Source organism: Bacillus thuringiensis (assembly GCF_001182785.1).
Taxonomy (GTDB): domain Bacteria; phylum Bacillota; class Bacilli; order Bacillales; family Bacillaceae_G; genus Bacillus_A; species Bacillus_A thuringiensis_S.
Map to the genome: position 1 here is coordinate 366,675 of NZ_CP012100.1, position 25,204 is coordinate 391,878.

Sequence of the window (25,204 nt, forward strand, 5' to 3'; positions counted from 1 at the left end):
TGATGTGGTTGAAAAAACTATTACTTATTATTTCTGTTCTTGGAATACTAACGGTGGGTTGCGAAAATAAAACTGTTGAAAAAGAAGAAAAACCAAGTTCAAGTGAAACAACCTCTAGTAATACAAACGATAAGAAAGAAACCTTAACCGATTCTGAATATAGAGCCAAACTCGATCAATCGTTTAACGATATTGATCCATATACAACAGCATACTTAAAAAGTGTAAACTCAGGATCTATACAGATGGATAATGAAGACTGGAGAAAAGAAGTAATTACTATTTTAAGAGGATTTGAAACAGTATCAAATGATATGCTATCAATTAGCGCATCTAATAAGTACAGCAAGCTACATAGTACGATGGTAGAAGCAATGCAAGGATTCTCAGATGCATCTTTTATTATGAAAAACGCATTAACAGCTAAAGATGTAAATGAATTTCAAAAAGGTCATGATTTGATGCAAAAATCAGCTAGAAAATATACAGAAATTTTCCCTTTGTTACGCGAAATCGACGGAAAACAAACTACTACACCAAATATCCCTAATCCAACACCAAAAACAACATCAGTACCTAAAACAGAAGAGCCTGCTGTTCCTAAAGAACAAGTTCCACCATCTACTTATGACCCTAAGAAAGATTCGGCCAACTATGATAAACACGGAAATTATAAACCAGTTGACCAACTGACTCCAGAAGAGATAAAAAAAGAAGCCGAAGAATTCATGACAGATTATTTAAATCGATAAAATATAGATTTTGTTCACTTTTACGATACATTTATGAAACATTCGTATGTTATGTTATATAAGTCCTTTTTTAAAATCATTTTCATTCTGTCAAAAAGTCCTAGCCCCTCTAGGACTTTTTACATTTAGATAAAGAGGTATAACAAATTTCTCAATGTACAACATTACTTAATGTGGTAAAATAACAATTGGATTGGCGTCCAATACATATTATTAAAATTAAGATGGTTCAAGTCGGAGGAAGGCACCTTAGGGTGTCTTTTTTTATAAAAAAATCCCCACACATTGTGAAGGGATTATCATGCTACGAATATATATAACTAATTATTTAATATATAACGAAGTGCGCCACGTATCTCTTGGATAGTTTATTGAAGTCTTTTGATATTCAAAAGTCCCTTCTTGATGATTTGATGCGTCCCATTTATATTCCCAACCTACAATAGGATTACCACCAATTATTTGTGAACCAATACTTTTTACATCAAATCCATTCATTTTGGCAAAAGGAAACTGTCCATACCCTATTTCTTTTGTGTAAACATATAAGTAACTTCCCCCATGATCTTTAGTTGTACTAAAACTATTAGGGGTAATGTATTCAACTCCACCCAATTGTGATTCTACTTTTACTACACTTAAAGAAGTTAGAGGTGCTGCTGGCCCTGCTGCTGGCCCTGCTGATGCCTCCGATGCCATTCCTAACCCAACTACTGTTGCCACAGCTAATGATGATATCCCCAATGTAACTTTTTTAAACATATAAACATCCCCTTGTTTTATAATAAGTACAAGTTTGATATTAACAGAAATTTATAAGAATATTCCTTATTTTGAAAACGTTAACAAATTCTACTTTTTTAGATATGCAATTTAGCATATTGATTGACATGCAGGATAATTAATCCTCTACTTTCGATATACAAACTATTTTCAAAAGGACCTGCTCAATTAATCCATAAAAACATAAAGTAATTTGAATCCATTAAAATACATGAGTGACTCCTTATTTTTCTCCTACTATTTAAAGGAGGAATTATTATGGGCTTTGGTGGTAGCTGCGGTGGCGGCTGTGGCTTTGCAGGAGGATTTGCTTTATTAGTTGTATTATTTATTTTATTAATTATTGTTGGAGCTTCTTGCTTCTGCTAAAAACTATGGGAAAAGACACTCTTATTTGGGTGTCTTTTCTTTTTTCTCAATATAAGAGCTATAAAAATATGCTATGGTTTTAATAGAAATTCCCTTTTGTGCAATGAGATAGAAATACCCAACAAAAAACCCACCTATTTCCGTAGGTGGGCCTTATCTTTATTACACAATACCAAATTATCCTCTCATTTTTTCATAAACTTTATGCAATTATACATATTCATAAAAATTACACCAAATAAATATTACATATAGTAAAATATAAATTGTGGATACATTCTATAAAGCAGATTCTTTTGAAAGGCGTAACATATCAATAATTATAAAAGGTGTGGCGTCACTCTAATACTGATCTCAAATCTCTTGTACTTTGTGAACTAACAATCTGGTGTATATAGACGATTCTGTTTTATAGGATGTGTTTACACGTATAACAAAGGGGTAATACGTGTATATTTATATAAAATTAAAGTGGTTCAAGTCGGAGGAAGGCACCTTAGGGTGTCTTTTCTTTTGTAGATTAAAAAGCCTCATCACCCTATAGAAAAGATAAGGCCTTTATATACTATTTTTTATCCGATTCGTCATTTTTATTATAAACACATTTAGCTTTTCAAAAAAGACCACCAGTATCCCATTCTCCAACATAATGAGCGCCTCCTAAAGGTTCACAATCGTCTCGCATACTTGGATGTGTATTTGGTTCATAGCCATTATTTACAATATTACCAACAATAAATATTCCTCACATTACAAATACCACAGCAACGATTAATAGTGTCTTCCCATTAAGACCAGTAACAATGTCGTTTATAACTTCTTTTGCTTCTTGCTGAGTTTTCCCTTTTGAAAATAATGAAAAAATAATAGAGATTATAAATATGAAAAATAGCACAATTATAAATTTCAGAAAATATTTCTAAAAAGCTTAGTTTCTTAGCTAAAAGTAACAATAATTCAAGTAGAAGTATTATTTTTGAACTTTATAAATATTGAACGAGGGAGAGGAGATATTTTTATGGATTCAAAAACTTATGAAAAGCTACAGGGACTACGTAGATATAAAGAGCCAATTCAAGCAGTATTGAGAACGGTTAAAAGACATGATAAAGACGATCCAGATACTGAATATGCTGAGTTCGCCCTTGAAAACGGAAAGATTATAGGTATTTGTAAAAAAGAGAACTTTTCAGATTATTCTTTTAGAAGTATTACACAATTCACAGGTAATATTTTTAACGTAGTAATTACTCAAATATCTGATGAACTGGATGTAAATAAAGTTCAGGTTTCAGTAAAAGAAGCAAGTAGGAGATCTGCAGATGCGTTAATTCATGAGTTAATAGAATTGGAGCAAGATGAAAGACTGCAAGAGCCAACCTACGAAGCAGAAGTAACTGGATACAATATGAATGCTCAGGTTCCTACTATATTCTTACGCATTAATGGTGCGGAATGCTTCATGAAATTACATGAACTAAACTATGGAAGAGTGTATAAAAACGCTGTGGATCGTTATGCACCTATTGGTGAACGCATCCCAGTTAAGGTTCTACAATTTAATCCAGAGCAACGACTAATCCACGTTTCTAGAAAAGCAGCCGTGGAAAACCCTTATCAGTTATTATCTGAATTAGCTGAAGGGGATACAATTGTAGGAAGGGTTGTAAATGTTGACCCGCGTTTTGGAGTTTTTGTTGAATTGGACCAAGGCTGCACAATTAAAGGAATTGTCCCTAAAACAATCGAACAGCCAGTATTGGATGAAATAGTTAGTATGAGAATTGTGAATGTGGATGTAGAAAAAGAGAGAGGGTCGGGGGTTATCTTTAAGTTTCCATTTGGACGCAAAAAAGTTAACGATCCAACGGCGTTTTTATATAACTAATGAGCGCGCCGCAGGTTTCCGTACAAGAGAATGGAAAGGCGGTTCAATATTGGCTTAATAGGGACGAATCGTTATCACTTTGGGATGATCCCTCTTTACAGGGGGGACCAATTCTTCCAGATAAATTTAAACCACTCACAGATTTACGTAGTATATATGACAGAATTAATTCAGGTTTTATAAATGAAAAGGACAATTTAATACTAAAGCTTATTTGGGATTCATTAGCGATTACTGAAGCTCAAATTAAAAATTTTGTGGAATCTAAAATTAGTAGGTCACAGGTTTCAGAATCGCTGAAAAAACTGGTACTGTATGGATTTGTTAGTAGGTGGGAGATAAAATCGGGACTATTTCCGGATCAATCCAAAACCTCTGCTCCAATCACATTAAATACTGCTGGTCATTTAATGATGTGGGCTTACCATAATCGCAACACAAACTATTCTTTGAAGCCAGAACAGTGGTTAAAACTTGGAGTAGCGGGGGTACAAAGATTTGTCACTATGAATCAAATAAAATATGAGTTTGCAGTAGGCCAACAGCTATTAAAAAACTGGTGCTGGTATCCAAAGCTAAAAGGTACTGGTAATGGCTATAATCCAATTGCTGTAGGAGAAATTAAAACTCCAATTGGAAATCAAAACTTCATATTTGAAAGGGTACAACAAGGTCAGCGATATGCACAACATTTAAAATCGCGATTGAAAATTTGGGAAGATCAGATTCAAAATGGACCAAATAATTTATTGAACTTCGAAAATACGAAGAGTTTACCAGGTATTTTTATTTTATCTATATCAAATCTCGCTTTAGCAGAACATGTTAGAAAGGAGCTAATGTTAGACTTACGAAAGATTCCTATAATGCTCGTAATAGACGAATGTATTCACAGTGAGGGATTCGCAAAATCTTTTTATATTTCAACTCAAAACGGAATTCAGCAAGCACCATTACCATTTTTGAGATAACAAGAGCCGCTTCAGGTAAATACGCTGAAGCGGCTCTCTGTTGTTTTAACGATGAATTGATATTCACAACTCAACTTTTGTTTGAAATATATCTAATTAAAGCTCCAACAGATGTACCTGAAACAGCACAAATATTGTCACTAATACCGTATTCATTGAATGCTTTCCATACAACTATGTGATAGGCTTCTTTACCACCACCAGCTAGAACAAGATCAACTTCTGTCATCAAATACACTTCTTTCTATACTAGAATTTCCTAATAGTATTATAATAAAAAAATATAATGTGAAAAAATAACTTGGTAGTTATAGTAACAAAGTAAATATGTTTATAAATCATAAAAACATTTCTTTTATTATGATTTATTGTTTTTATCGATTAGGAGAACTAACTATTATATATTGAAAATTAAGACAACTAAGGGTATTATATAGATAAGACTTTTTTTACTTTTCATAATCAATTACTAATATAACCCTTTCGGGGCTATGATTTTGTAGAGCAAAACTGCTTGCAATTATTCATATACCTGAAAGGTTTTTTTATTTTTAAAAACAATTAAGCTGGTCCCATTATTTAGAGATTTTCTATAAAGAGAGTGCGATGAGTTGTTAATTTGTAATGTGAAAACACTACGAGTTATTAAAATTAAAACATTAAGGGAGGAAATTATAATGATAGGTGAAACTTTTAAAAATTTGCTAATAAGTCTGGCTGGTTTAATAGTGGGGTTAAGTACTATATATTTAATAATTAAATATAGCTTCAAATTAACAGTAGAAAAAGCTATACCTAACTTAATAGCCTATGCCAGCTTATATTTACCAGGAGTTATAACGTTTGGCTTAGTTGGATATTTTTCGAATTCATGGTTTTTTGGAATTGTAATGGGCGTCATAGTTGAAGCAATTCGTTTCTATGGGTTAGGAAGAATACTAAATCAAATATCCTCTTCTTTAAGAGCGATGAAAGTTAAAAATGCTATAGCAAAAGAAAATAAAAAAGTAAATGTTAAAAATAAACCTTTAGAGGTCATTGAAGCTTCTAAAGTTAACATAGAAAAAGAGAAAATTATAAAAACAGAAAAGCTAGAAATAATTGATGATGCAGATGAAGTTAAAGAGTCAGAAGGAATGGAAGGATTAGAACGTATTGCGGTACTTGAACACCTGGAAATGGTCGCAGAAACTAAAGATGATGTAATAGTGGAAAATGGTATGACGATAAAACGTAAGCGTAAACAAGCTGAAAGTACACCAGATACACAGAAAATCTATGAACAACTAAAACTAGTTATATTAAGTAGGAATTCAGAAAGGAAAAATGATGAAATGAGTTTTTAATTTCTCTTTAATGGGTTTCCTAAATGCAATTTTAGAGGAATCTTTAGATGCACCTATTACTTCGCTACAATTAGATGATCCACATCTCCATAAATCTTATGAAGATGATAAGTTATCGATTTTAGACCTATTAGCAACACTGGATAATGGGACGCAAGTAAATATTGAAATTCAGCTTCGAAATACACATGATATGGTGAAGCGCTCCTTATATTACTGGAGTAAACTTTATACTTCCCAAATGCAAGAAGGGATGCCATATCGTTCACTGCGGAAAACAATTACAGCTCTTCCCGAACGAGAAAGTCCTCGCCTTTAGGCATGGGATGAAAGTGAGGTTGGATAAGGAGTGCTACTAAAAACCGCAAGGTTTGTGGCACTCTAAGTATCCAAAATGTTGGTATCTATTATTTTTTCATCTTTCGCGTTGCAGTTTTATAATCCAACTGATACAACGCAAACATGATGAATGATTATAGAAGAACCAAAACAACCGTGTCATTAATTAACTATCATTTTGTGTTTTGCCCACGATACAGAAGAAAGATTTTTCTTAATACAAAAGTAGAAGAACGTTTCAAAGAGTTGGTTCAAGAAATATGCGGAGAATTGGATGTTTCTATTGTTGCAATGGAATGCGACAAAGACCACGTTCACTTGTTCTTAAATACACCACCAACACTTAGTCCTGCTGATACAATGGCAAAAATTAAAGGAGTGACATCAAAACGTTTGAGAGAAGAGTTTCCTCATCTTCAACACTTGCCGAGCCTATGGACGCGTTCTTATTTTGTTTCTACTGCTGGAAATGTATCAAGTGAGACAATAAAACATTATGTTGAAAATCAAAAAACGAGGGGGTGAAACTTGTGCCACAAACCATCACAGTTAAAGTTAAATTGCTTCCAACAAAACATCAAATCATGCTATTGGAACAAAGTAGCCACGAGTATATAAAAGTCATTAATGCCCTTGTATCTGAAATGGTTGAATCAAAGAAAAGCACGAAGAAAAGTACAAAGGATATTGAAGCCAATATCCCAAGTGCGGTGAAAAATCAAGCAATTAAAGATGCGAAAAGTGTGTTTTCTACAAAGGTGAAAAAGAGTAAATACAAAATCGTTCCGATTCTAAAAAGACCTGTTTGTGTATGGAATAACCAAAACTATTCATTTGACTTCACGCACATTTCAATTCCGTTTATGGTAAACGGAAAGTCAACTCGTTTAAAGGTTCGCGCTTTATTAATAGACAAATATAATCGCAATTTCGAATTGTTGAAGCACAAGTTAGGTACACTCCGTATCACGAAGAAATCTGCTAAATGGATTGCTCAAATATCTGTCACGATTCCTACAAACGAAAAAACGGGAACAAAGATTTTAGGAGTAGACTTAGGTCTTAAAGTTCCTGCGGTAGCCATCACAGATGATGATAAAGTTCATTTCTTCGGGAACGGTAGGCAAAACAAATTTATGAAACGTAAGTTTCGCAGTGTTCGCAAGAAGTTAGGAGAAGCTAAGAAACTGAATGCCCTTCGTCAACTTGATGATAAAGAACAAAGATGGATGCAAGACCAAGACCACAAAGTAAGTCGTGTAATCGTTGATTTTGCAACGGATAATAATATTTCTGTCATTCGATTAGAGCAACTAACGAACATTCGACAGACGGCACGAACAAGCCGTAAAAACGAAAAAAATCTACACACTTGGTCATTCCATCGTTTAGCACAATTCATCGAGTACAAAGCGACATTAGTTGGCATAAAGGTCGAATATGTGGACCCTTCTTATACAAGTCAAACATGTCCGAAATGTTCTGAAAAGAACAAGGCGCAAGACAGAAAATACAAGTGCCAATGTGGATTTGAGAAACATCGTGATATCGTTGGGGCGATGAATATTCGCTACGCAACTGTGGTTGGCGGTAATAGTCAATCAGCCTAAGAACCTATATGGTCTGTCTTAGGAGGGGTGATGGCACACCCTCATCTTGAAGGCTGTTCAAAACAGAAATGGACTGCGAATGCTTAGTCATTCAAGAATCCCATCCGTTACACCGTAAGGTGTAGGACTTGCGGCTTTAGCCGTGGGAGTGTCAAAAAAGGCAATAAATAAATGGGAAAATATGAGCCATGATTCTTCTTTTAGAACAGCGTACGAAGCTCGAGAGAAATTGCTTTTAGATGAACAAGCTAAGTTAGCGCATGCAGAACAAGAGGGCATGGAAAAAGGGATTGAGCAAGGTAAGATGCAGATGATCCGAGGAATGCATGAAATTGGTGTACCACTTGAAACTATTGCAAAAGCAAGTAAGTTGAGTGTGAAGGAAATAGAACGTATCTTAAATCTAAAATAAATATATGTGAGTATATAGAACTCATGAGTAGAAAGATTAGACGTTCATTAGCATAGTACGTTTAATGGGAAAGCATTGCTGAAGATTTTGGCAGTGCTTTTTCTTAATCAATTTTTTGATGTTTTTCATGCTGTTCACAATTATATAGAAAAGTTGAAAGAAGAATGTGAAATGTATTCACGATTAATAAGGTTGTTAAAAAATAATAAAGGTACATAAAACTATATGTTAATTAGTTCAGCCCCTTGAAGGGCGCTCCAAGGGGCTAAGATTCGAGAATTTTTAAACTCTTGCTAATTTAGATGAGAACTCCCTAAAGAGAACATATGCTATTTTAACACTTAACTATTTATTTTTACAACTATATATATATATGTAAATGTTTTATGGGTTATCATGTTGTGTAACCATAATCGGTTAGCGAAGGCGATGGGACAACAGAAGTACTGACTGGACTTATGGAGTATAAATGAGAAGATTCTTAGTCTTCTCTCAACCACTAAATGTAAAGCGAATAGCTCTAAAGAAAGATAGAAAGTTATATGATGCGGTTGCTTTTTTCTTAGTTATATAGAAATTACACATTAAACATATTTAAGGAGTCATTTAGGTATAAAGATAATTGAATCATACATGGAAGGGTCTATTCGAACATGCTAGTTACCTCAAATTATATGTATCATTTGGCACCTGTGCGAGGTTGCTTTTTAAATGCACATTATAATAGGGACAAGCATATTATGTAATAGGACGAGTTCTTCATGTCCTATTCAATGCTCAGGATAACCCCAATTCACACTGATAGCACCAGTAGCGAGGGTGCTATCTTTTTATTGAAAAATATATTTAAATGTATATAATATGATTATTGAATTAACATTTCAATATAAGGGGTACAAATTCGATGCGACGTAAAGAGGATTTGCTGAAACAATGGAAGGTGGATCTGCAAACTGTTCAAGAAGAAAAGAGGATGAAGAAGAAAGCTAAAAATAAGAAATATAAAATTCCTGGTAATACAGCGGGATTCATGAATGGAAAGAATACTTATCGTAAAGAAAATGGGGTATGGAAACAAAGAAATAAATGACGTGAAGGTAAATAAGTTTGGTTAAGTTTATAGCAAGTATTGTAGGCGCTTCCGTGATCTGGGTGGCGTCTTGTTTGTTGTTAAGGAAAGATAACAAAATAAACGAATATAAGCACGAAATTAGAAGAAAAAAATAATAGTCTTGTCGTTTGCTATAACCTACTAGGAAAAAGCTCATTTATAGAAAAAGAGAATGAGGAAAGTGAAGTGGATTATTAGCGAAACCCAACCATAATCATTTCTTCATTTTTTATTTCAATTATAAATTTATTTTCTTTATCCAATAACCAAAAATAAAAACTGACTGCATCAATATCAACTAGTGATTGGAATACTTTATCAAGATTTGTGCTTATTACAGGGATTTCATAGTTATCCCATAGTATAAAAATTTGTTCATCAAAACCTGGTTTGTTTTCTTTAATAAGGGAAATTAGTTGCTCTTTATTTAAAGCTATTAATTGATTATTTATCTGTCCCCAATCTATTCTTCCAGAGACAGTTATAGGAAATGAATTTATGAAAGTATTTGCAATTTGTTGGCTTTTATTTTGAGAGAAAATGAGAGTTTCCTCTCCGAGAGATTCAATACATTCATTAAACAAAGGGTTTGTATCATTGCTATTTTTTGTTTTCAGTGCCCGTAACTTTTGTTGCATTTTCCATCGTCTTGAGGATCTATCACTCATTTTTATCATTCCTTCTACAATTAATTAGGAGTCAGTATAGCATATAGTAACAGTTCTTAGTAAAGAAACTATTAGGCAATTGAAATAAGCCTCTACTTTCACCATATTTAGTTTAAGAATTAGATTGTCCGATTCTTTTGAAACATAACTATAATAATTCAATTTCAATATCATAAGCAACCCAATTATTATATAGAAATACAAATTCAATGACTTGAATTCAATGTTTTGTTACGCTATAAATAGCTTGATTTGTTTTTAACTTAAATATATTAAGAGTACTTAATAATTTTTAGGAGGCTTTTTTGAATGAATTTATGTAAGGCGAAAACCTGGTTACCATTATCTGCTGCAATGATTACAGTCGTATCAAATCCAGTGGGGACTGCGGCTTCAACGGTTTATACGGTTCAAAAAAATGATATCCTAGAAGCAATAAGTAAACAATATGAGGTATCCGTACAATCACTTAAACAAGAAAATAATAAGGCAAATGATCAAATTTATATTGGAGAACGTTTAACAATTCCGGTATCGTCAACTGCAAACAAATATGTTCAAAAAAATAATTCACCCTTTTCAACTAATACATATCAAGCAATTTACCAAGTGAAAAGTGGGGATACATTAAGTTCTATATCACAACAATATAAGGTTTCAATACAGTCAATAAAACAAAACAATAACGTAGACGAAAATCATATTTTTGTCGGTCAGCACTTAAAGATTGATACTGGTATTTCATTACAAGAAGTGGATTTAATGGCTCGATTAGTAAATGCAGAAGCAGGGGGAGAACCGCATGCAGGAAAGGTTGCAGTTGCAAAGGTAGTATTAAATCGTGCTAACGCAAATGGTTTTCCAAATACAATTACAGACGTAATTTATGAACCCATTAAAAATGGTTATGCATTTACTCCTGTTACAGACGGTAGAATTAATCAGCCTGCTACACAGGAAGCAAAAATGGCAGTAGAAGAGGCTCTCACTTCAAAAGGAACAAATTCTGATTGGCTTTATTTCTACAATCCAAAAACCTCAACTGATAAATGGATTACAACACGTCAAACCGGTGTACAAATTGGAAACCATCTGTTTGCTAAATAAAATAACAGTACATTAATAGGTTTCCAATGAGATAAGGAGAGGTTATTTTTGCGTGTAGTTCATTCACTATTAGCAATATTAGCAGTTATATTTTTAATTTGTGGTGTTATTATTCACGAGTATGTATTGGTGTTTTTGGTAGGGATTTGTTGCATGGTGATAGTAAGTTTTATAATTTCCAGTATACGTAATTGGAAAGAGAATAGAAAGCGTATTTCTATCGTGTATTTTACTTGTGTATTAATATTATTGCTATTGACAATATATCTTTTGTTTGTCACTTTTTATACACGTTCTTTGGAATTTTAGCACTTTTATATAAGCTAACGCGGCACATAAATCAAAAAGAATGATGAATTCTTCAAAAAATAATCAGCTCGGTTTAACGAGCTGATTATTACATCCAGAAATCCTCAAAGTCTACGCTGTAACCTTTTCTTTTTAAGGCCCTAATTAATTTTTGGCCATTACCTAATGAAGGTTTGTATGTATTTGAACGAGAAATACGACTAATTGTATTTTGATTTACTCCGCTCCATTCCTTTAATTCGGTTTGAGTAATACTATTTCTTTTTAAAAATTTACCAAACCTTGATAATGGTTTCCCCAAGCCAAACATTGTGAACACTCCTATTCATAAATTCTCTATTAATCACATCTTTACCAAAGCATGATTTTTTTAAACAAAAGTGTTAATAATGTACAAGCCCTACGCAATATGATGTATCAAGGTAGCTACTATCGTATCTAGCAAACTTATTACCAAATTAGATACCAAATCAACTAGCATTTGTACTAGCAAAGTATCTACCAAGTTAACAATCAAGATAATGCTATCAAGGTAATAGGCGTATAAACCCTATATTTTATCTAGTTTGTTCATTTTGTTTATAGAGGAGGGCATTTAAATGCGTGGTAGGAAGGAAACAATTTCTTTTCGTGAGTGTATGAATCGATCTTACGAAGAGAAAGAAAAGAAAATACGTAAATACAATTCAGTTAGTCCTTTCGCATTCCTTCATATGTCGGATCAGGTACTACATACTTACATTGCATTAGGAGTAATGGGAACGGTTTTAATAGGGGCAGTCATATTAGAAAAATATTTAGTGCGACATGACCATATATCGGCAGCTAAATTTATAAGTGAAGGTATTTATTACGGCATGCGAATAGGTGGAGTTTGTTTGATTGGATATGTATTTATTCGCATCCTAATCATGTTTTAGGGGGAAGTATATGAGAATGATAAAGAAGTGGCTTCATACAAAAAGGTTAAGGAATCAACTTATAGAGGTATTTGGAAAAGCAGGTCTATATACGGAACATCAAACACGCGGGGGGAAAGTGCCTATTTATCCAAAGATATATAATATATCTTCTTCAGCGGAAAGCGTGAGATATGTATTTACCATACCAAACGGATTAGATCCACAGAAGATTGAAAAGAAGTGGTTTTGTTTTCAGCAAATATTAGGACGGAATATTACGATTGAAGGGGATGTGAAAAAGTTTGTCCTACATGTATTTCATTCAAATGCTGGGCTAAAGCCGTATACTTATTGTTATAGAGAATGGCAGCTACAATTAAAAGGTTACGGTTTACCTGTTGTGGTCGGCAGGGACCAATACGGAAAAATGATTGCGTACGACATGATTGGTTCCAATTCACCGCACTTATTAATCGCAGGAGAAACGGGAAGTGGGAAAAGTAGTATGGTACGTGTTGTGCTATCCACACTTATTCAATATATGTCCCCTAATACGTTGCATTTGTATCTTGGTGATTTAAAAAATTCTGAATTTCATTTTTTACGTAGAGTGAAGCATGTAAAAGAAGTTTGTATGGAAGAAATTGAGATGAAAATAATGCTGCAAAAGTTATGGAAGGAAATCATGGAACGAAGAAAACTTATGGAAGGATATGAAGTTGATCATATTGATGCGTACAACAAATTAAATCCAAATCATCAAAAGCCATATATCCTACTTGCTATTGATGAAGTGGCTATGCTTAAAGATGAAAAAGAGTGTATGGCTACGATTGAAAAGATTTCAGCAGTCGGGCGATCACTTGGAGTTTTTCTTTTGCTTAGTATGCAGAGGCCAGATGCCAAGGTGTTAGATGGTAAGTTAAAACTTAATATGACTGTAAGAATGGGCTTTAAATGTGATAGTGTAATTAATAGTAATATTATGGGTACTCCTGGTTCAGAGTATTTAGAGAAATCTGGCCAAATGATTTTTAAACGAAATGGATTAAAGAAAGTGCAAGCTCCTTATTTGGAATTAAGTAAGGCGAAACAAATTGTTGAACCGTATCGCATGTCTAAAGAGGAGAAGATACTCAAGAATTCATCGCAAGAAGAAATTCCGTTATTTGGGGTGTTAGATGATGAAGAGTAGAGATAAAGGAATTCTGAATGATTTGAAGCAATTTAGATGCATGTCCCGAGACGATATTATTGACTTGCATTTTCAAGGTTTAAAGAATGCGATAACCTGCTGTAATACGGTTATGAAACGATTAAGAAGAGACGGCCATGTTGATGCTAATGTATTGCAGCACCCATACATTTATTTTCCGCAACCCAGTTCTATCAGAAAAACCAGTCAAAAAATTCCTCATTTCCTTGGTATTGTGGACGTATACAAACAACTTGTTCATTATGAAAATCCTAAGTTATTTAAAGTGGAACCAAAATATGGGAAGGGATATATGGAGCCGGATGCTTTTACTATATGGCGTAGGTCGCCATTCTTTATTGAACTTCAAAAGTCAGTGTACAGTAAAAAGATAATGCAAGATAAGATAAGTAGATATGAGTTATACTTCCATAGCCAAGAATGGCATAATGAATCTTGGCAACCGAAAACTTCTAAATTTTTTCCTTCAATTCTTATCATTACCGATAAATATTACGACGTTCAATCTCCTTATTTCCTTATATTCCAGGCAAATTCTATAGAGAGTTTTATGAATAATTTAATAGTGAAATCATAAAGAAAGCCTGCCTAGTGCAGAGCTTTTTTCCTTTCAATAATGTATTAAGTCATGTGTGATGATCGTTAGACGGCAATAAATGCGAAGAGTGAATTTGAAGCAAGTTATGAAATAGTAAAAAAATGAAGAAAGTAATCGTTTAAATAATTTTTAATGGTTACGCGAATATCTCATTTATAAACATTGATATAGGTAACTTTATTATCTTTCGAAAATGTAATGTTGACGTAAGGTTTTTGAATTTCTCTTCAACCGAAAACAGATTAAGATTACAGTAGCATAGAAAATCAATGAGGTGAACAATATGAAAAAATATATGGCACTTTTTAGCCTTTTAGTTGTATTTGCAAGTCTACTAGTTGGATGTGATATTAATCGTATGGGTAAAGATGAATATTACGTCCAAATTACAATGGATGGAAAAGAGGGAGTTTCAAAATCTATGGATGGGAAAGTGATGGGAAAGGAGTATGAATATACATTATCGAGTTTTGATAAGGAAGGTAAAGAAAAAGAGTTACAATTTATGGCACAAAAGAATCTTCGTAAAGAAGCATTCCTACGTGTATATCATTCAGATAAAAAAGGTGTAACAGCTTGGGAGGAAGTGCAGGAAGACGAGCTTCCTAAGAAAGCAAAAGAAAAACTAGGTGTGAAATAATCAGTTATTTGTGATGGTGGATTCTCCTACATGGAGGGTTCGCCGTTTTTTTATTATATGTTATGTTGTAGTTTTTTATATAAAGCATATTGAAAAAATAAGGTAAATCTTCCGGAATGAGATCTCCATAATTAATAATTTGTACGTTAACCTTTCCGTTATTACTAAATCCATTTATATCAACGATTTGTCCCACATATCCCGTTGTACCAATATCTTTTAAAGTACGTATAAAAAATGCCCTTTATCTTATCTTTATCTTATCTTTACCTTATCTTTAAACTTTTATATTAAACTTAAAACCTTAAAGTATTGATGTTTGAGTCTAAAAAGGGCGGGAGATAGATGTCCATTACATAGTTTGTAAATAACCAATTACCTTTGAAAAATTGAATTTTTTATACGAGGAGGAATATATGAAGGATACAAGTAAAAAACAAATTATAAAAGTGTTCCTTATTAGTATTTTGGGCTTAGGAATTATACTTGGAATGCTATATATTAATCATAAAACCAATATTCAACAAAATAAAGCGCTAGCCACCGAAAAACGTGTATTGCAATATGAATCTACCTTGAAAAAAGAATTAGAAAAATATAATTTAGGAGAGAAAACAGCAGTTTTATTAGGAATTATGTACCAAGAGAGTAGAGGTGAGGGAAACGATCCTATGCAGTCATCCGAATCACTTGGATTAAAGCCAAATGAAATTCAAGAGACAAGCTTGAGCATTGAACAAGGGGTAAAACACTTTGTTAAAATGTACAAATATGGAACGGACAAGGATGTTAGCATGGATACAATTATTCAAAGCTATAATATGGGGCCAGGGTATATTGATTTTGTTGCTAGTCAAGAATTTAAACAACACTCAGAGGATTCAGCCAAAAAGTTTTCTAAGATGAAAGTTGATCAAAATCCAGCGATGTATACTTGTGGTGGAAATAAAAATAATTTTAGGTATCCATATTGTTATGGTGATTTCACATATGCCACAAAGGTAAATGAAAAAACAAAACTTATTGAAGAACTTCTTCGAAATGTACATGCCCCTTCTAAATAAGCTGTAAAATGATACTGTCAGTCATCAACAATAAAATATTAGAATGTAACTTATACTTTAAATAATTCTTTTTTGCTTATATTTTTGTTATGCTCTGATGCAGGATTCTTATAATAGGGGTCACGCAATATAGCTATCAGGCTAACAATACAAAATATCCCCTAAAATAAAAAAAGACGTTATTCTTTCTGAGAAATCATTGGAAAAAATAACGTCTTTTTATCGATGTGACGGTATCCTATATAAAAAATTTCAATCTTATTTTAATAAGGTGAAAAAAGATTGAGACTCTTTTGTTATTTACTTTATGGATAATGGAATGGTAACTAAAAATTCTACGCCTTGTTTGGTATTATTTATAGAATACGTGATAAAAAGGGATTCAAAAATTTGTTTTACAATATATAATCCTAAGCCACTCCCTCCCGTATTTCGATTTCTTGACTTTTCGATTCGATAAAATGGTTTGAAAATATGTTGTATATCTTCTTCTTTTATTTTGACACCTGTATTGATAACTCGCATTTGGATGTTGTTTTGTTTAGAATCCTTTGTTAACTTTATATAGACTTTTTCGTTATACGGTGAATACATAATCGCATTATGAATGATGTTTTTACAAGCTTTTTCTAAAAGAACATAATCCGTATAAACAAAAATGTCAGAATCGACTTCTTTTATTATTTGAATGCCTTTTTGAGAAGCAAAAAATTCGAGGTTTTTTATGATTGTATCTATTGATTTCGAAAGATTTACTTCTTCCATTTGAAGTTTAAAGGTATGTTGTTCTAATTTTGACATGCTTAAAATTTCGCGAACTAGTTGTTCCAGACTTTCAATTATTTGATAATTTTTCTTTAAATATTGGTCACGATTTTGATAAGGGCCGATATTATATATCATCCCTTCTAAGTATCCTTTCATAACAGTAAGAGGAGTTTTTAATTCATGTGCTACAATAGCAAAGAATTCCCTTCGCTTTGTTTCTATTTCTCTTTCTTTTTCAATATCACTTTTTAATTGCTGATTCGCTTTTTGTAAATCAAAAATTGCCTGTTGTAAATTTATGGACATATCATTCAAGCTATTGGACAATTCCCCTAATTCATCCATAGAACGAACCTCAATTTTTTCAGAGAAATCCAAGTTTGCCATCTTTTGTGCACCTTTATTAATATAAATAAGTGGTTTAGTAATAAACCTTGAATAGAGATAAGCACTTCCTAAACCAATAACCAGTACAATGATACTAATATAGGGTAGAAAACGTACCAAGACCTGTGAAGCTTCATCGATTGGTTGAAATGTTGCGAACACCACAAGCGTTAAATTAACATCTTGGAATTGTATTGGCTTGGTAGCCTCATATGAATTACGAGTTTGAGCCAAACCCTTTATTGGTACTGTAGTAACAAAACCTTTTGCCGGAGTACCCCCCTGAACAGTACTCCCCCGAACAGTACCCTCTTGAATAGTACTTTGAAGAAAAGGATAATAAATAATCCTTCCCTCATTATCTTGAAGATATATCACTGCATTATTTTTTTGTGCGTATTCATTAACAAGTGTTGTTGCATTTTGAAGCGTAAGATTTTTAGATTTATCAATTATTTCTTCGATTCCCGTTTGAAGCTGATCTGTTTTGTATTTCTCATAAAATTTAGGGAGAAAGAAGTATAAAGTTACATAAATTAAGGTTGCAAAGGCTAACAAAATGAGGGATGTAGTCATAAAGAGTTTATAGGTAATTCTCTTCATCTTCATGATTTTTACAATTTTATTCATCGATTTTATAACCAATGCCCTTTACGGTTTTAATATAGGGTATATCTAATTTTTTTCGTATGTTTTTCATATGTGTATCAATCATTCGTGTGTCTCCGGCATACTCATATCCCCAAATTTTTTCTACGATATTTTCTCTTGTGAGTACCTTTTTTTCATTTTGAAGTAGTAGTTGCAAAATTTCAAATTCTTTTGTCGTTAGGGGAACCTCGACTTTATTTACATATACTTTATATGCATCGCCATCGACATGTAGTTCTCTAAATATAAAATGATTATCCGTACTTTGATTATTACTTCTTCTCAGTACCGCTTCGACGCGTCTCATCAAAACATGAAAAGAAAAGGGTTTCGTAATATAATCATCGATTCCAAGATCAAATCCTTTCATTTGATCTTGTTCTTCTTCTAGCGCAGTTAGCATAATAATTGGTATATTTGACTGACTTCGAATCATTTTGGCAACTTCAAATCCATTCAGGTTTGGCATCATCACATCTAGAAGAATTAAATCGAAGAATTGCTTATTAAATTGTTTCATGCCTTCTAATCCATCTGATGCAACTATAACTTTATACTGTTGTGTCATTAAAAATTGTTTGATTAATTCTTGTATTTCTTGATCATCTTCTACCACCAGAATGTGATAGTTCTTCATAATATCACCTCTTGTATTCATTATAACCTTCTAATCTGTAGTTGATGTGGAGACGTATTAGAAACACTATAAAAACTTCACAAGAAAACTACATGTATTTCAAATTAGCTCCAGATGCATGAGATAGGTTATATACATAACAAGACACAGGGAGGTAATTAAGATGTCACTAGAAGCAAACATCATTTTTTCTTTATTAGATGTACAATTGTGGATAGCTCCTCATTCGAATAATAGACGCATAAAAGAGAAAAAACAAAAATTGAAACCAGCATCGTGCTTAAACAAATACACAAGTGTAAATAAAAGAAAGCTATATAAGTCTAGTGAATAAAAATAGGGAGGATCAAATTGATTCTCTCTATTTTTGTATTCCATAATTAGGTACTGAAAGTCTTTACTATAACTCTAGATTAACTCCATATAGAATACAGATTAAGTTTGTATGATACATGTACCAAATAGAAAGGAATGATACATGATGTTGACGACTTGCACAATCTATCAAATTTTATCCCTTCCTTCTTATTTACACACAAACCTATTACCATCCATTCTCACGAGAATGCTAGGATCTATGTTTATAACAAAAGAATAAATAGGCTAATGGATGTTTATTGTCCCTTGTTTCCACTTTTTGTAAAACACCTGTATAAACACGCATGCTACTTTGTACATTGAATACACTATTTGTTGAGAGCCGAATAGGCTCTTTTTTTAGAAACAAGTTTGAAGTGGGTTTGAATATCGTCATACATATATTCATAGGAAAATTCAAATATAATGTTACCCCTACGAAAAAACAGTTGATTTATGTTTAAACCATGCCCAAAGGTAAAATTTTCTTTTTTTGAAATGATGATTCTTAAATATTACATTCATACATCGTATTTCAAATATCAAGATAAAAATATTCAATTGTAAATTAAAGGAGAAAGGGATGTTCACAATGGGACACTATGATACAAATCAAACAGAAAGCAATAGGAATAAAGCCTATAAAAAAACAGGGTATTTTTTCACAGGAATAATTGGTGCAGTGATTGGTGCAATTACCATTGGATTGACCACGCCTTATATAAATGAAAGCAAAGGAAGTGCAGGTCAATCTCCTAAGCATAACGAAGTAAATCAGGCTAAGCCGATCTCTTACAAACCAGAAGATGTGAGCAATCCTCAAAATATGATTGAATCTGCAAAAGAAGTTGTCGTAGGTGTCATTAACTATAAACAAAATGCAGATTCATTTAATACGCAAGATCAATCAGAAGAAGCTGGTTCGGGATCGGGGGTCATATATAAAAAAAACGGCAATAAGGCTTTCATTGTTACAAATAATCATGTGATAGACGGTGCGAATAAAGTAGAAGTGAAATTGAATAATGGTAAAAAGGTTACCGCTAAAGTAGTAGGGACAGATCCATTATTAGATTTAGCGGTATTAGAAATTGACGGGGCAGATGTAAAAAGAGTCGCAACACTTGGAGACTCTGAAAAAATTCGTACAGGGGAAACGGTAATAGCCATTGGAAATCCATTGGGGCTAGAAGGTAGTGTAACAAAGGGGATTATTAGTAGCAAGGAACGAGAAATACCTGTTAGTACCCTCGGAAATCAACAAGTTGATTGGCAAGCACAGGTAATTCAAACAGATGCCGCTATTAATCCTGGGAATAGTGGAGGAGCTTTGTTTAATGAACAGGGTGAAGTCATTGGAATTAATTCGAGTAAAATTGCACAACAAGCAGTGGAAGGAATTGGATTTGCAATCCCGATTCATATAGCCAAAACGATCCTAGAGTCTCTTGAGAAAGATGGAACAGTTAAACGTCCGATGATGGGTGTACAGTTATTAGATGTGGAGAAAATGACAGATTCTGCACGCCATCAATTAAAATTACCAAAAGAGATATCGAATGGTGCAGTATTGAGGAATATCTTAAACCAATCACCAGCAGAAAAAGGTGGATTACAACAATATGATGTTGTGATTGCATTAGATGGACAAAAAATAGAAAATGTCGTTCAATTCCGTAAATATTTATATGAAAAGAAAAAATTGGGGGATACAATTAAAGTAACAGTTTATCGAAATGGTGAAAAACTAACAAAAAACGTGAAATTAGTGGATTAAACAAGTACCGCTTAAAAATAAAGCCACCTTTGGGTGGTTTTTTTATATGTGCTTTTTGTGTGGGTACTAGATATATCAGGGGTGGTAAATGTGATGAAGCAAAAAGAGTGCCCACATTTTTATTCCATGCAGGAGGCTAATTTTCCAGCTATAGTATCTCATCCTGTACTGTAGGGGTCATAAATAAAGGGAGTTATCCCGTGTTTGTATTCCTTCCTCAAGTTAATCGGTTGGTGACTGATATTTTATACCTTTTTATTATTCCGTTTGTCCTCATTCCACATTAAATGGACTGACCCTTTACCAATGTTCAAAATCGATTACATATTTTAATTTGTGTTCCAGTTTTTCTTGATTATATTAACGAATCACTACATATGCACTCCAGATAAGACCTAATATCTTTAGATAATCTACTGAATATCTTCATATAAACTCCAGATAGTGTATTTAGAATAACAACTATCAAGGAGGTTAGGAAAAATGAATTTTATAAAACGTGCAATTCTCAGTATGAAAAAAAGAATAGGAACATCATTAATTTTGATGGCGGTCTTTCTGATTGTTACAAACTTAGTGCTGGCAGGATTCGCAATCCAAAATGCATCAAAAAAAGCTGCTGATTCAGCAAGAAAAAAACTGGGTGCTGATGTTACTTTAGGTCTTGATTTTGATAAATTAGGAAAACAAGCAAGGGAAACTGGAGAAGCGCCTAATCCGCCGCAGCTCAATACAAAAGAAACAGATCAATTAGCGAAGTCCAGATATGTTAAAGACTATAATTATATAACCCATAATTTCGGAATTGCGGATGGATTTAAATTAGTAGGAGCTTCAGAAGGAGAAGATGAAGGAAAAGGAAAAGGTAGAGCTGCAATGGTTGGAGGATCAGGTTCAGGTTCAGAAATAGATATGAATTCTTCTCTTATGATAGAAGGAGTTCGCAAGACTTTATTACAAGAAAGTTTTAAAAATGGAAAGAGTAAAATCATTGATGGGAAACCAATTACAGAAAAGATGCAAGATCAGAATGTAACTTTAATGGAAAAACGATTAGCAGAACAAAATAATTTGAAAGTGGGAGATAAGCTTAAAATTCAATCAGGAGATAAGAAGGAAACTCTTGAAGTTGAAATTATTGGTATTTATGAAACGAATGAGCAACCAATGGGTCAAAACCCCCCTCCTATGATGAATCCAGCTAATAAACTATATATGCCTCACTCTACTTTAAAGAAATTAGAAACAGATGAAGGTATGAGTAGCATTCAGGTCGTGTACTTATTGAACGATCCACAGTATATTGATGCATTTAAAAAAGAAGCAAAAAAATCTGATATTGATTTTAATTATTTTAAGTTAGATGCACATGATTCATTGTACAAGCAAATGATTGGTCCTATAGAAAATATCGCTTCTACGTCTCAAATGATTATCTATATGGTATCTATTGCAGGTGCGATTATTTTAGGATTAATCATTATGTTATCGATTAAAGCACGTCGTAAGGAAATGGGGATTTTATTATCTATTGGAGAGAAAAAATGGAAACTGATGGCGCAGTTCGTAGTAGAAGTAGCATGTATTGCTATTTTAGCATTTGGATTATCCCTAACAACAGGAGCTAAAGTTTCTCAATTCGTAGGGGATAACTTACTTTCGAGTGAAATTGCTACAGCAAGCGAAGAAAAAGATAATTCACAAAATGGTAGTGTAATGATGGTTGGGGCTGGTGGTACTCCACAAAACCAAAATGAAGATCCAATTGATAAAATTGATGTAAGTGTAACAGGAGAGGATTTAGGGAAAATGGGGGGAATCGGACTGACTATTGCTATATTAGCAACGCTTCTTCCAGCATTATCTATTCTACGCTTAAATCCAAAACAAATTCTTTTAAAAGATGAATAGGGAGGCTCGATATGGAGACGATTTTACAATTTAAAAACTTAGATTATTATTACGAAAGTAACGGAAAAAAAGTAACGATACTAGATAATGTGAATTTTTCTTTTCAAAAAGGGCATTTCTACACGATTTTAGGGCCATCTGGATCTGGTAAAACTACAACTCTTAGCTTAGGTTGTGGGCTGGATATACCTAAAAATGGTTATGTACTGTATAACGGCAAGGATATTAGAAAAATTGGCTTGGATCGATACCGTAATCAACATGTATCTGTAATTTTCCAATCTTATAATTTGATTACCTATATGACTGCTCTTCAGAATGTATTAACGGCAATGGAAATTACAGGTGTGAAGGTACAAAATAAAAAAGCAAGAGCATTAGAATTATTAGAGAAGGTAGGGCTCACAGAAGTAGAAGCGAAACGAAATGTCTTGCAATTAAGTGGCGGGCAACAACAACGTGTAGCAATTGCTCGAGCGCTATCTTGTAATGTCGATTTACTAATCGCTGATGAACCAACAGGAAACCTTGATGGAGAAACAGCGAAAGAGATTATTGAGCTGTTTCAGGAGCTCGCCCATCAAGAGAATAAATGTGTAATTGTTGTTACGCATTCACAAGAAGTTGCAAAAATATCAGATCGAGCGGTTTATTTAAGTAAAAAGAAGTTAGTAGTAAATGAAATTAATAATAGTTAAGAAATAAGTTACTATTGTTCTTAATTCACGTAATTTTCAAAATTAAAATCTGTGGATGTTAATATTTGTTATATAATGTATTTGTCAAAGTATTACCCTTGTAGTTTCTATGATGAATCTGTAAGATAGTTTGTTTGCCCCGTATATTCATCTGAAACTAAAAAGAACTTGTAGAGATTCCTACAAGTTCTTTTTGTTTTAACGAATTTCCCGAAAGAATTCTCCTTCCTCAAGCGTGTGAAGGGCGTAGCCCAACGGTAGGTGGGAGATGAATTTCGGTTTGGCGTAGCCCAAAGGTTTTCCTTTTTATTTTGCCTCTGATATAATCAGTCTTATAAATTATAAAGGCTGGTATATAAATGAAATTAGATAGTAATAACCATTCAGTATTCTTGTTGTATTATCACCTTGTGTTGGTCGTGAAATACAGAAGAAATGTGTTTGATGATGATATGTCAGACTATGCAAAAGATATGTTTGTTCGACTATCTGAAAACTATAACATCACATTAGTTGAATGGAATCATGATGTAGATCATGTTCATATTTTGTTCAAGGCACACCCTAATACAGAAATGACAAAATTCATCAATGCTTATAAAAGTGCAAGTTCTCGACTTATTAAAAGAGACTTTCCACAAGTGAAAAAGAAACTTTGGAAAGAGATGTTTTGGTCAAGAAGTTTTTGCTTGCTAACTACTGGTGGTTCGCCAATAGACGTAGTAAAAACATATATTGAAAATCAAAGTGAAAAGTGAGGTGAAATGATATGACAAAGCAGAATAAAGCATATAAATTCCGTTTGCATCCAACAGGAGACCAAGCACATCTTATATGTAAAACCTTCGGTTGTGTACGTTTCGTGTATAACAGAATGTTAGCTGAACGGAAAGAAGCGTATGAAAAACATAAAGATGATAAGGATCAACTAAAGAAACAAAAGCTTCCCACGCCTGCAAAATACAAAGCAGAATTTGAGTGGTTAAAAGAAGTGGATTCATTAGCTTTGGCAAATGCTCAACTAAACTTGCAAACTGCCTATAAAAATTTCTTTAGTGGTCAAAATGACTTCCCAACATTCAAAAGCAAAAAAGACAGAAAGTCTTATACAACGAATGTAGTGAACGGAAATATTATGTTGCTTAACGGTCATATCAAATTGCCAAAACTGAAAATGGTACGTATCAAACAGCATAGAGAAATACCACAAGACCATATAATCAAGTCATGTACGATTTCTATGACACCTACTGGTAAATACTATGTGTCCATTTTGACTGAATACGAAAAAGAGATCGTACAAAAAGAAGTAGAAACAGTTGTTGGATTAGACTTTGCGATGGATCAATTATACGTCAGTTCTGAGGATGAGAGAGCCAATTATCCTAAGTTCTATCGTGAAATGTTAGACCGATTAGCAAAGGCGCAACGAGTATTATCAAGACGTACAAAAGGTTCAGGGCGTTGGGATAAACAACGTATCCGTGTAGCTAAGCTGCATGAAAAAGTAGCAAACCAACGTAAGAATTTCCTTCATCATAAGTCTAAAGAGTTAGCTACTCATTTTGATGTTGTAGCTATTGAAGATCTAAATATGAAGGGAATATCGCAAGCACTTCATTTTGGAAAAAGCGTCGCTGATAATGCTTGGGGTATGTTCACTTCTTTCTTAGCTTATAAACTAAATGAACAAGGCAAACAGCTCGTGAAAATAGACAAATGGTTTCCTTCCACAAAAACATGTAGCAGTTGTGGAAATGTGAAAAATATGTCATTGTCTGAGCGAGTCTATTCTTGTATATGCGGTGTAAATCTCGATAGAGATTATAACGCAGCTATCAATATCAAAAATGAAGCAATACGCCTATTGGCGTTAGCATAGAAAGCAATAAAATAACCCTTGGAACAAGGGAGTTAGCTCGGCTGTCTTAGG

General features: G+C 33.2%; 26 protein-coding genes and 3 pseudogenes. 22 read left to right on the forward strand and 7 right to left on the reverse strand.

All coding sequences use genetic code 11. The annotated features are described in order from the left end of the window. Positions 1–2: 2 nt before the first annotated feature. The gene (locus AC241_RS28845; protein WP_413541772.1) at positions 3–752 is read left to right on the forward strand and encodes a hypothetical protein; all 750 of its coding nucleotides are present in this window, start codon (positions 3–5) and stop codon (positions 750–752) included. 324 nt (positions 753–1,076) lie between these two features. On the opposite strand, the gene AC241_RS28850 is transcribed toward AC241_RS28845, so the two are convergent. Continuing rightward, positions 1,077–1,514, reverse strand: coding sequence for a DUF4879 domain-containing protein (locus tag AC241_RS28850; protein ID WP_050845202.1), 438 nt, complete (start codon positions 1,512–1,514; stop codon positions 1,077–1,079). 279 nt (positions 1,515–1,793) lie between these two features. Between AC241_RS28850 and AC241_RS33700 the strand changes: the two genes are divergently transcribed. Continuing rightward, positions 1,794–1,904, forward strand: a complete 111-nt coding sequence (locus tag AC241_RS33700) for a YjcZ family sporulation protein (RefSeq protein WP_000505681.1) — start codon at positions 1,794–1,796, stop codon at positions 1,902–1,904. A gap of 613 nt (positions 1,905–2,517) precedes the next feature. Here the strand turns inward: AC241_RS33700 and AC241_RS35360 are convergent. After that, positions 2,518–2,814 (reverse strand): annotated as a pseudogene (locus AC241_RS35360) (hypothetical protein). Between the two features lie 108 nt (positions 2,815–2,922). Here AC241_RS35360 and AC241_RS28855 point away from each other — a divergent pair. Both AC241_RS28855 and AC241_RS28860 read left to right on the forward strand, forming a co-directional pair. Further along, positions 2,923–3,792, forward strand: coding sequence for an RNA-binding protein (locus AC241_RS28855; protein ID WP_050845204.1), 870 nt, complete (start codon positions 2,923–2,925; stop codon positions 3,790–3,792). After that, entirely contained in the window at positions 3,792–4,763 is a 972-nt protein-coding gene (locus tag AC241_RS28860; protein WP_050845206.1) for a hypothetical protein, read from the forward strand. Before AC241_RS28855 ends, AC241_RS28860 begins: the two co-directional genes overlap by 1 nt. 70 nt (positions 4,764–4,833) lie before the next feature. On the opposite strand, the gene AC241_RS34975 is transcribed toward AC241_RS28860, so the two are convergent. Beyond that, a complete protein-coding gene (locus tag AC241_RS34975) occupies positions 4,834–4,992 on the reverse strand; it encodes a hypothetical protein (protein ID WP_176539471.1) in 159 nt (52 codons plus the stop codon). A gap of 448 nt (positions 4,993–5,440) precedes the next feature. Between AC241_RS34975 and AC241_RS28865 the strand changes: the two genes are divergently transcribed. The 6 genes and pseudogenes from AC241_RS28865 (at position 5,441) to AC241_RS28890 (ending at position 9,560) form a co-directional block, all read left to right on the forward strand. Beyond that, positions 5,441–6,109: a hypothetical protein gene (locus AC241_RS28865; RefSeq protein ID WP_050845208.1), complete on the forward strand. Its 669-nt coding sequence runs from the start codon at positions 5,441–5,443 to the stop codon at positions 6,107–6,109. A 7-nt stretch (positions 6,110–6,116) separates the two neighbouring features. Then, positions 6,117–6,395 (forward strand): annotated as a pseudogene (locus tag AC241_RS28870) (Rpn family recombination-promoting nuclease/putative transposase); the annotation flags it as partial. A 176-nt stretch (positions 6,396–6,571) separates the two neighbouring features. Further along, entirely contained in the window at positions 6,572–6,973 is a 402-nt protein-coding gene (tnpA, locus tag AC241_RS28875; RefSeq protein WP_033681089.1) for an IS200/IS605 family transposase, read from the forward strand. A gap of 5 nt (positions 6,974–6,978) precedes the next feature. Further along, the gene (locus tag AC241_RS28880) at positions 6,979–8,058 is read left to right on the forward strand and encodes an RNA-guided endonuclease InsQ/TnpB family protein (RefSeq protein WP_050845212.1); all 1,080 of its coding nucleotides are present in this window, start codon (positions 6,979–6,981) and stop codon (positions 8,056–8,058) included. Positions 8,059–8,206: 148 nt separating this feature from the next. Further along, positions 8,207–8,470 (forward strand): annotated as a pseudogene (locus AC241_RS28885) (Rpn family recombination-promoting nuclease/putative transposase); the annotation flags it as partial. A 904-nt stretch (positions 8,471–9,374) separates the two neighbouring features. Further along, entirely contained in the window at positions 9,375–9,560 is a 186-nt protein-coding gene (locus tag AC241_RS28890) for a hypothetical protein (RefSeq protein ID WP_050845215.1), read from the forward strand. 215 nt (positions 9,561–9,775) lie between these two features. Here AC241_RS28890 and AC241_RS28895 read toward each other — a convergent pair whose 3' ends face one another. Beyond that, on the reverse strand, positions 9,776–10,249 hold the full coding sequence (locus tag AC241_RS28895) for a CDI toxin immunity protein (RefSeq protein WP_050845217.1): 474 nt from the start codon (positions 10,247–10,249) through the stop codon (positions 9,776–9,778). Positions 10,250–10,558: 309 nt separating this feature from the next. On the opposite strand from AC241_RS28895, the gene AC241_RS28900 reads away from it, so the two are divergent. Continuing rightward, complete coding sequence (locus AC241_RS28900) at positions 10,559–11,356, forward strand: LysM peptidoglycan-binding domain-containing protein (protein WP_050845219.1); 798 nt, start codon at positions 10,559–10,561, stop codon at positions 11,354–11,356. A gap of 397 nt (positions 11,357–11,753) precedes the next feature. On the opposite strand, the gene AC241_RS28905 is transcribed toward AC241_RS28900, so the two are convergent. Next, the gene (locus AC241_RS28905; RefSeq protein WP_000467343.1) at positions 11,754–11,975 is read right to left on the reverse strand and encodes a helix-turn-helix domain-containing protein; all 222 of its coding nucleotides are present in this window, start codon (positions 11,973–11,975) and stop codon (positions 11,754–11,756) included. A 289-nt stretch (positions 11,976–12,264) separates the two neighbouring features. On the opposite strand from AC241_RS28905, the gene AC241_RS28910 reads away from it, so the two are divergent. The 5 genes from AC241_RS28910 to AC241_RS28930 all read left to right on the forward strand — a co-directional run bounded on the left by AC241_RS28910 (position 12,265) and on the right by AC241_RS28930 (position 16,085). Further along, complete coding sequence (locus tag AC241_RS28910) at positions 12,265–12,585, forward strand: hypothetical protein (protein WP_001214903.1); 321 nt, start codon at positions 12,265–12,267, stop codon at positions 12,583–12,585. A 10-nt stretch (positions 12,586–12,595) separates the two neighbouring features. Further along, on the forward strand, positions 12,596–13,762 hold the full coding sequence (locus tag AC241_RS28915; RefSeq protein WP_050845220.1) for an FtsK/SpoIIIE domain-containing protein: 1,167 nt from the start codon (positions 12,596–12,598) through the stop codon (positions 13,760–13,762). A gap of 22 nt (positions 13,763–13,784) precedes the next feature. After that, the gene (locus AC241_RS28920) at positions 13,785–14,360 is read left to right on the forward strand and encodes a replication-relaxation family protein (protein WP_050845392.1); all 576 of its coding nucleotides are present in this window, start codon (positions 13,785–13,787) and stop codon (positions 14,358–14,360) included. A 304-nt stretch (positions 14,361–14,664) separates the two neighbouring features. Continuing rightward, complete coding sequence (locus AC241_RS28925) at positions 14,665–15,021, forward strand: YxeA family protein (RefSeq protein ID WP_050845222.1); 357 nt, start codon at positions 14,665–14,667, stop codon at positions 15,019–15,021. 416 nt (positions 15,022–15,437) lie between these two features. After that, positions 15,438–16,085: a lysozyme family protein gene (locus AC241_RS28930; RefSeq protein WP_050845224.1), complete on the forward strand. Its 648-nt coding sequence runs from the start codon at positions 15,438–15,440 to the stop codon at positions 16,083–16,085. 300 nt (positions 16,086–16,385) lie between these two features. On the opposite strand, the gene AC241_RS28935 is transcribed toward AC241_RS28930, so the two are convergent. Together AC241_RS28935 and AC241_RS28940 are read right to left on the reverse strand one after the other, a co-directional pair. After that, complete coding sequence (locus tag AC241_RS28935; RefSeq protein WP_050845393.1) at positions 16,386–17,849, reverse strand: sensor histidine kinase; 1,464 nt, start codon at positions 17,847–17,849, stop codon at positions 16,386–16,388. Positions 17,850–17,862: 13 nt separating this feature from the next. After that, the gene (locus AC241_RS28940) at positions 17,863–18,528 is read right to left on the reverse strand and encodes a response regulator transcription factor (RefSeq protein ID WP_050845226.1); all 666 of its coding nucleotides are present in this window, start codon (positions 18,526–18,528) and stop codon (positions 17,863–17,865) included. Positions 18,529–18,691: 163 nt separating this feature from the next. On the opposite strand from AC241_RS28940, the gene AC241_RS34980 reads away from it, so the two are divergent. The 6 genes from AC241_RS34980 to AC241_RS28970 all read left to right on the forward strand — a co-directional run bounded on the left by AC241_RS34980 (position 18,692) and on the right by AC241_RS28970 (position 25,153). Continuing rightward, complete coding sequence (locus AC241_RS34980) at positions 18,692–18,862, forward strand: hypothetical protein (protein ID WP_180230309.1); 171 nt, start codon at positions 18,692–18,694, stop codon at positions 18,860–18,862. 606 nt (positions 18,863–19,468) lie between these two features. Next, entirely contained in the window at positions 19,469–20,662 is a 1,194-nt protein-coding gene (locus tag AC241_RS28945; protein WP_050845229.1) for a S1C family serine protease, read from the forward strand. A 483-nt stretch (positions 20,663–21,145) separates the two neighbouring features. Continuing rightward, complete coding sequence (locus tag AC241_RS28950; protein ID WP_050845230.1) at positions 21,146–22,573, forward strand: ABC transporter permease; 1,428 nt, start codon at positions 21,146–21,148, stop codon at positions 22,571–22,573. An 11-nt stretch (positions 22,574–22,584) separates the two neighbouring features. Beyond that, on the forward strand, positions 22,585–23,271 hold the full coding sequence (locus AC241_RS28955) for an ABC transporter ATP-binding protein (protein ID WP_000447838.1): 687 nt from the start codon (positions 22,585–22,587) through the stop codon (positions 23,269–23,271). Between the two features lie 359 nt (positions 23,272–23,630). Further along, positions 23,631–24,029, forward strand: coding sequence for an IS200/IS605-like element ISBth16 family transposase (gene tnpA, locus AC241_RS28965; protein ID WP_000762752.1), 399 nt, complete (start codon positions 23,631–23,633; stop codon positions 24,027–24,029). An 11-nt stretch (positions 24,030–24,040) separates the two neighbouring features. After that, positions 24,041–25,153 carry an RNA-guided endonuclease TnpB family protein gene (locus tag AC241_RS28970; protein WP_050844945.1) on the forward strand — a complete coding sequence of 371 codons (1,113 nt, stop codon included), beginning with the start codon at positions 24,041–24,043 and terminating at the stop codon, positions 25,151–25,153. The last annotated feature ends 51 nt before the right edge of the window (positions 25,154–25,204 follow it).

Coding starts and splice junctions, on each gene's coding strand:
- AC241_RS28845 (WP_413541772.1), top strand. CDS start 3: ATGTGGTTGAAAAAACTATTACTTATTATTTCTGTTCTTGGAATACTA.
- AC241_RS28850 (WP_050845202.1), bottom strand. CDS start 1,514: ATGTTTAAAAAAGTTACATTGGGGATATCATCATTAGCTGTGGCAACA.
- AC241_RS33700 (WP_000505681.1), top strand. CDS start 1,794: ATGGGCTTTGGTGGTAGCTGCGGTGGCGGCTGTGGCTTTGCAGGAGGA.
- AC241_RS28855 (WP_050845204.1), top strand. CDS start 2,923: ATGGATTCAAAAACTTATGAAAAGCTACAGGGACTACGTAGATATAAA.
- AC241_RS28860 (WP_050845206.1), top strand. CDS start 3,792: ATGAGCGCGCCGCAGGTTTCCGTACAAGAGAATGGAAAGGCGGTTCAA.
- AC241_RS34975 (WP_176539471.1), bottom strand. CDS start 4,992: ATGACAGAAGTTGATCTTGTTCTAGCTGGTGGTGGTAAAGAAGCCTAT.
- AC241_RS28865 (WP_050845208.1), top strand. CDS start 5,441: ATGATAGGTGAAACTTTTAAAAATTTGCTAATAAGTCTGGCTGGTTTA.
- tnpA (WP_033681089.1), top strand. CDS start 6,572: ATGATGAATGATTATAGAAGAACCAAAACAACCGTGTCATTAATTAAC.
- AC241_RS28890 (WP_050845215.1), top strand. CDS start 9,375: ATGCGACGTAAAGAGGATTTGCTGAAACAATGGAAGGTGGATCTGCAA.
- AC241_RS28895 (WP_050845217.1), bottom strand. CDS start 10,249: ATGAGTGATAGATCCTCAAGACGATGGAAAATGCAACAAAAGTTACGG.
- AC241_RS28900 (WP_050845219.1), top strand. CDS start 10,559: ATGAATTTATGTAAGGCGAAAACCTGGTTACCATTATCTGCTGCAATG.
- AC241_RS28905 (WP_000467343.1), bottom strand. CDS start 11,975: ATGTTTGGCTTGGGGAAACCATTATCAAGGTTTGGTAAATTTTTAAAA.
- AC241_RS28910 (WP_001214903.1), top strand. CDS start 12,265: ATGCGTGGTAGGAAGGAAACAATTTCTTTTCGTGAGTGTATGAATCGA.
- AC241_RS28915 (WP_050845220.1), top strand. CDS start 12,596: ATGAGAATGATAAAGAAGTGGCTTCATACAAAAAGGTTAAGGAATCAA.
- AC241_RS28925 (WP_050845222.1), top strand. CDS start 14,665: ATGAAAAAATATATGGCACTTTTTAGCCTTTTAGTTGTATTTGCAAGT.
- AC241_RS28930 (WP_050845224.1), top strand. CDS start 15,438: ATGAAGGATACAAGTAAAAAACAAATTATAAAAGTGTTCCTTATTAGT.
- AC241_RS28935 (WP_050845393.1), bottom strand. CDS start 17,849: ATGAAGATGAAGAGAATTACCTATAAACTCTTTATGACTACATCCCTC.
- AC241_RS28940 (WP_050845226.1), bottom strand. CDS start 18,528: ATGAAGAACTATCACATTCTGGTGGTAGAAGATGATCAAGAAATACAA.
- AC241_RS34980 (WP_180230309.1), top strand. CDS start 18,692: ATGTCACTAGAAGCAAACATCATTTTTTCTTTATTAGATGTACAATTG.
- AC241_RS28945 (WP_050845229.1), top strand. CDS start 19,469: ATGTTCACAATGGGACACTATGATACAAATCAAACAGAAAGCAATAGG.
- AC241_RS28950 (WP_050845230.1), top strand. CDS start 21,146: ATGAATTTTATAAAACGTGCAATTCTCAGTATGAAAAAAAGAATAGGA.
- AC241_RS28955 (WP_000447838.1), top strand. CDS start 22,585: ATGGAGACGATTTTACAATTTAAAAACTTAGATTATTATTACGAAAGT.
- tnpA (WP_000762752.1), top strand. CDS start 23,631: ATGAAATTAGATAGTAATAACCATTCAGTATTCTTGTTGTATTATCAC.
- AC241_RS28970 (WP_050844945.1), top strand. CDS start 24,041: ATGACAAAGCAGAATAAAGCATATAAATTCCGTTTGCATCCAACAGGA.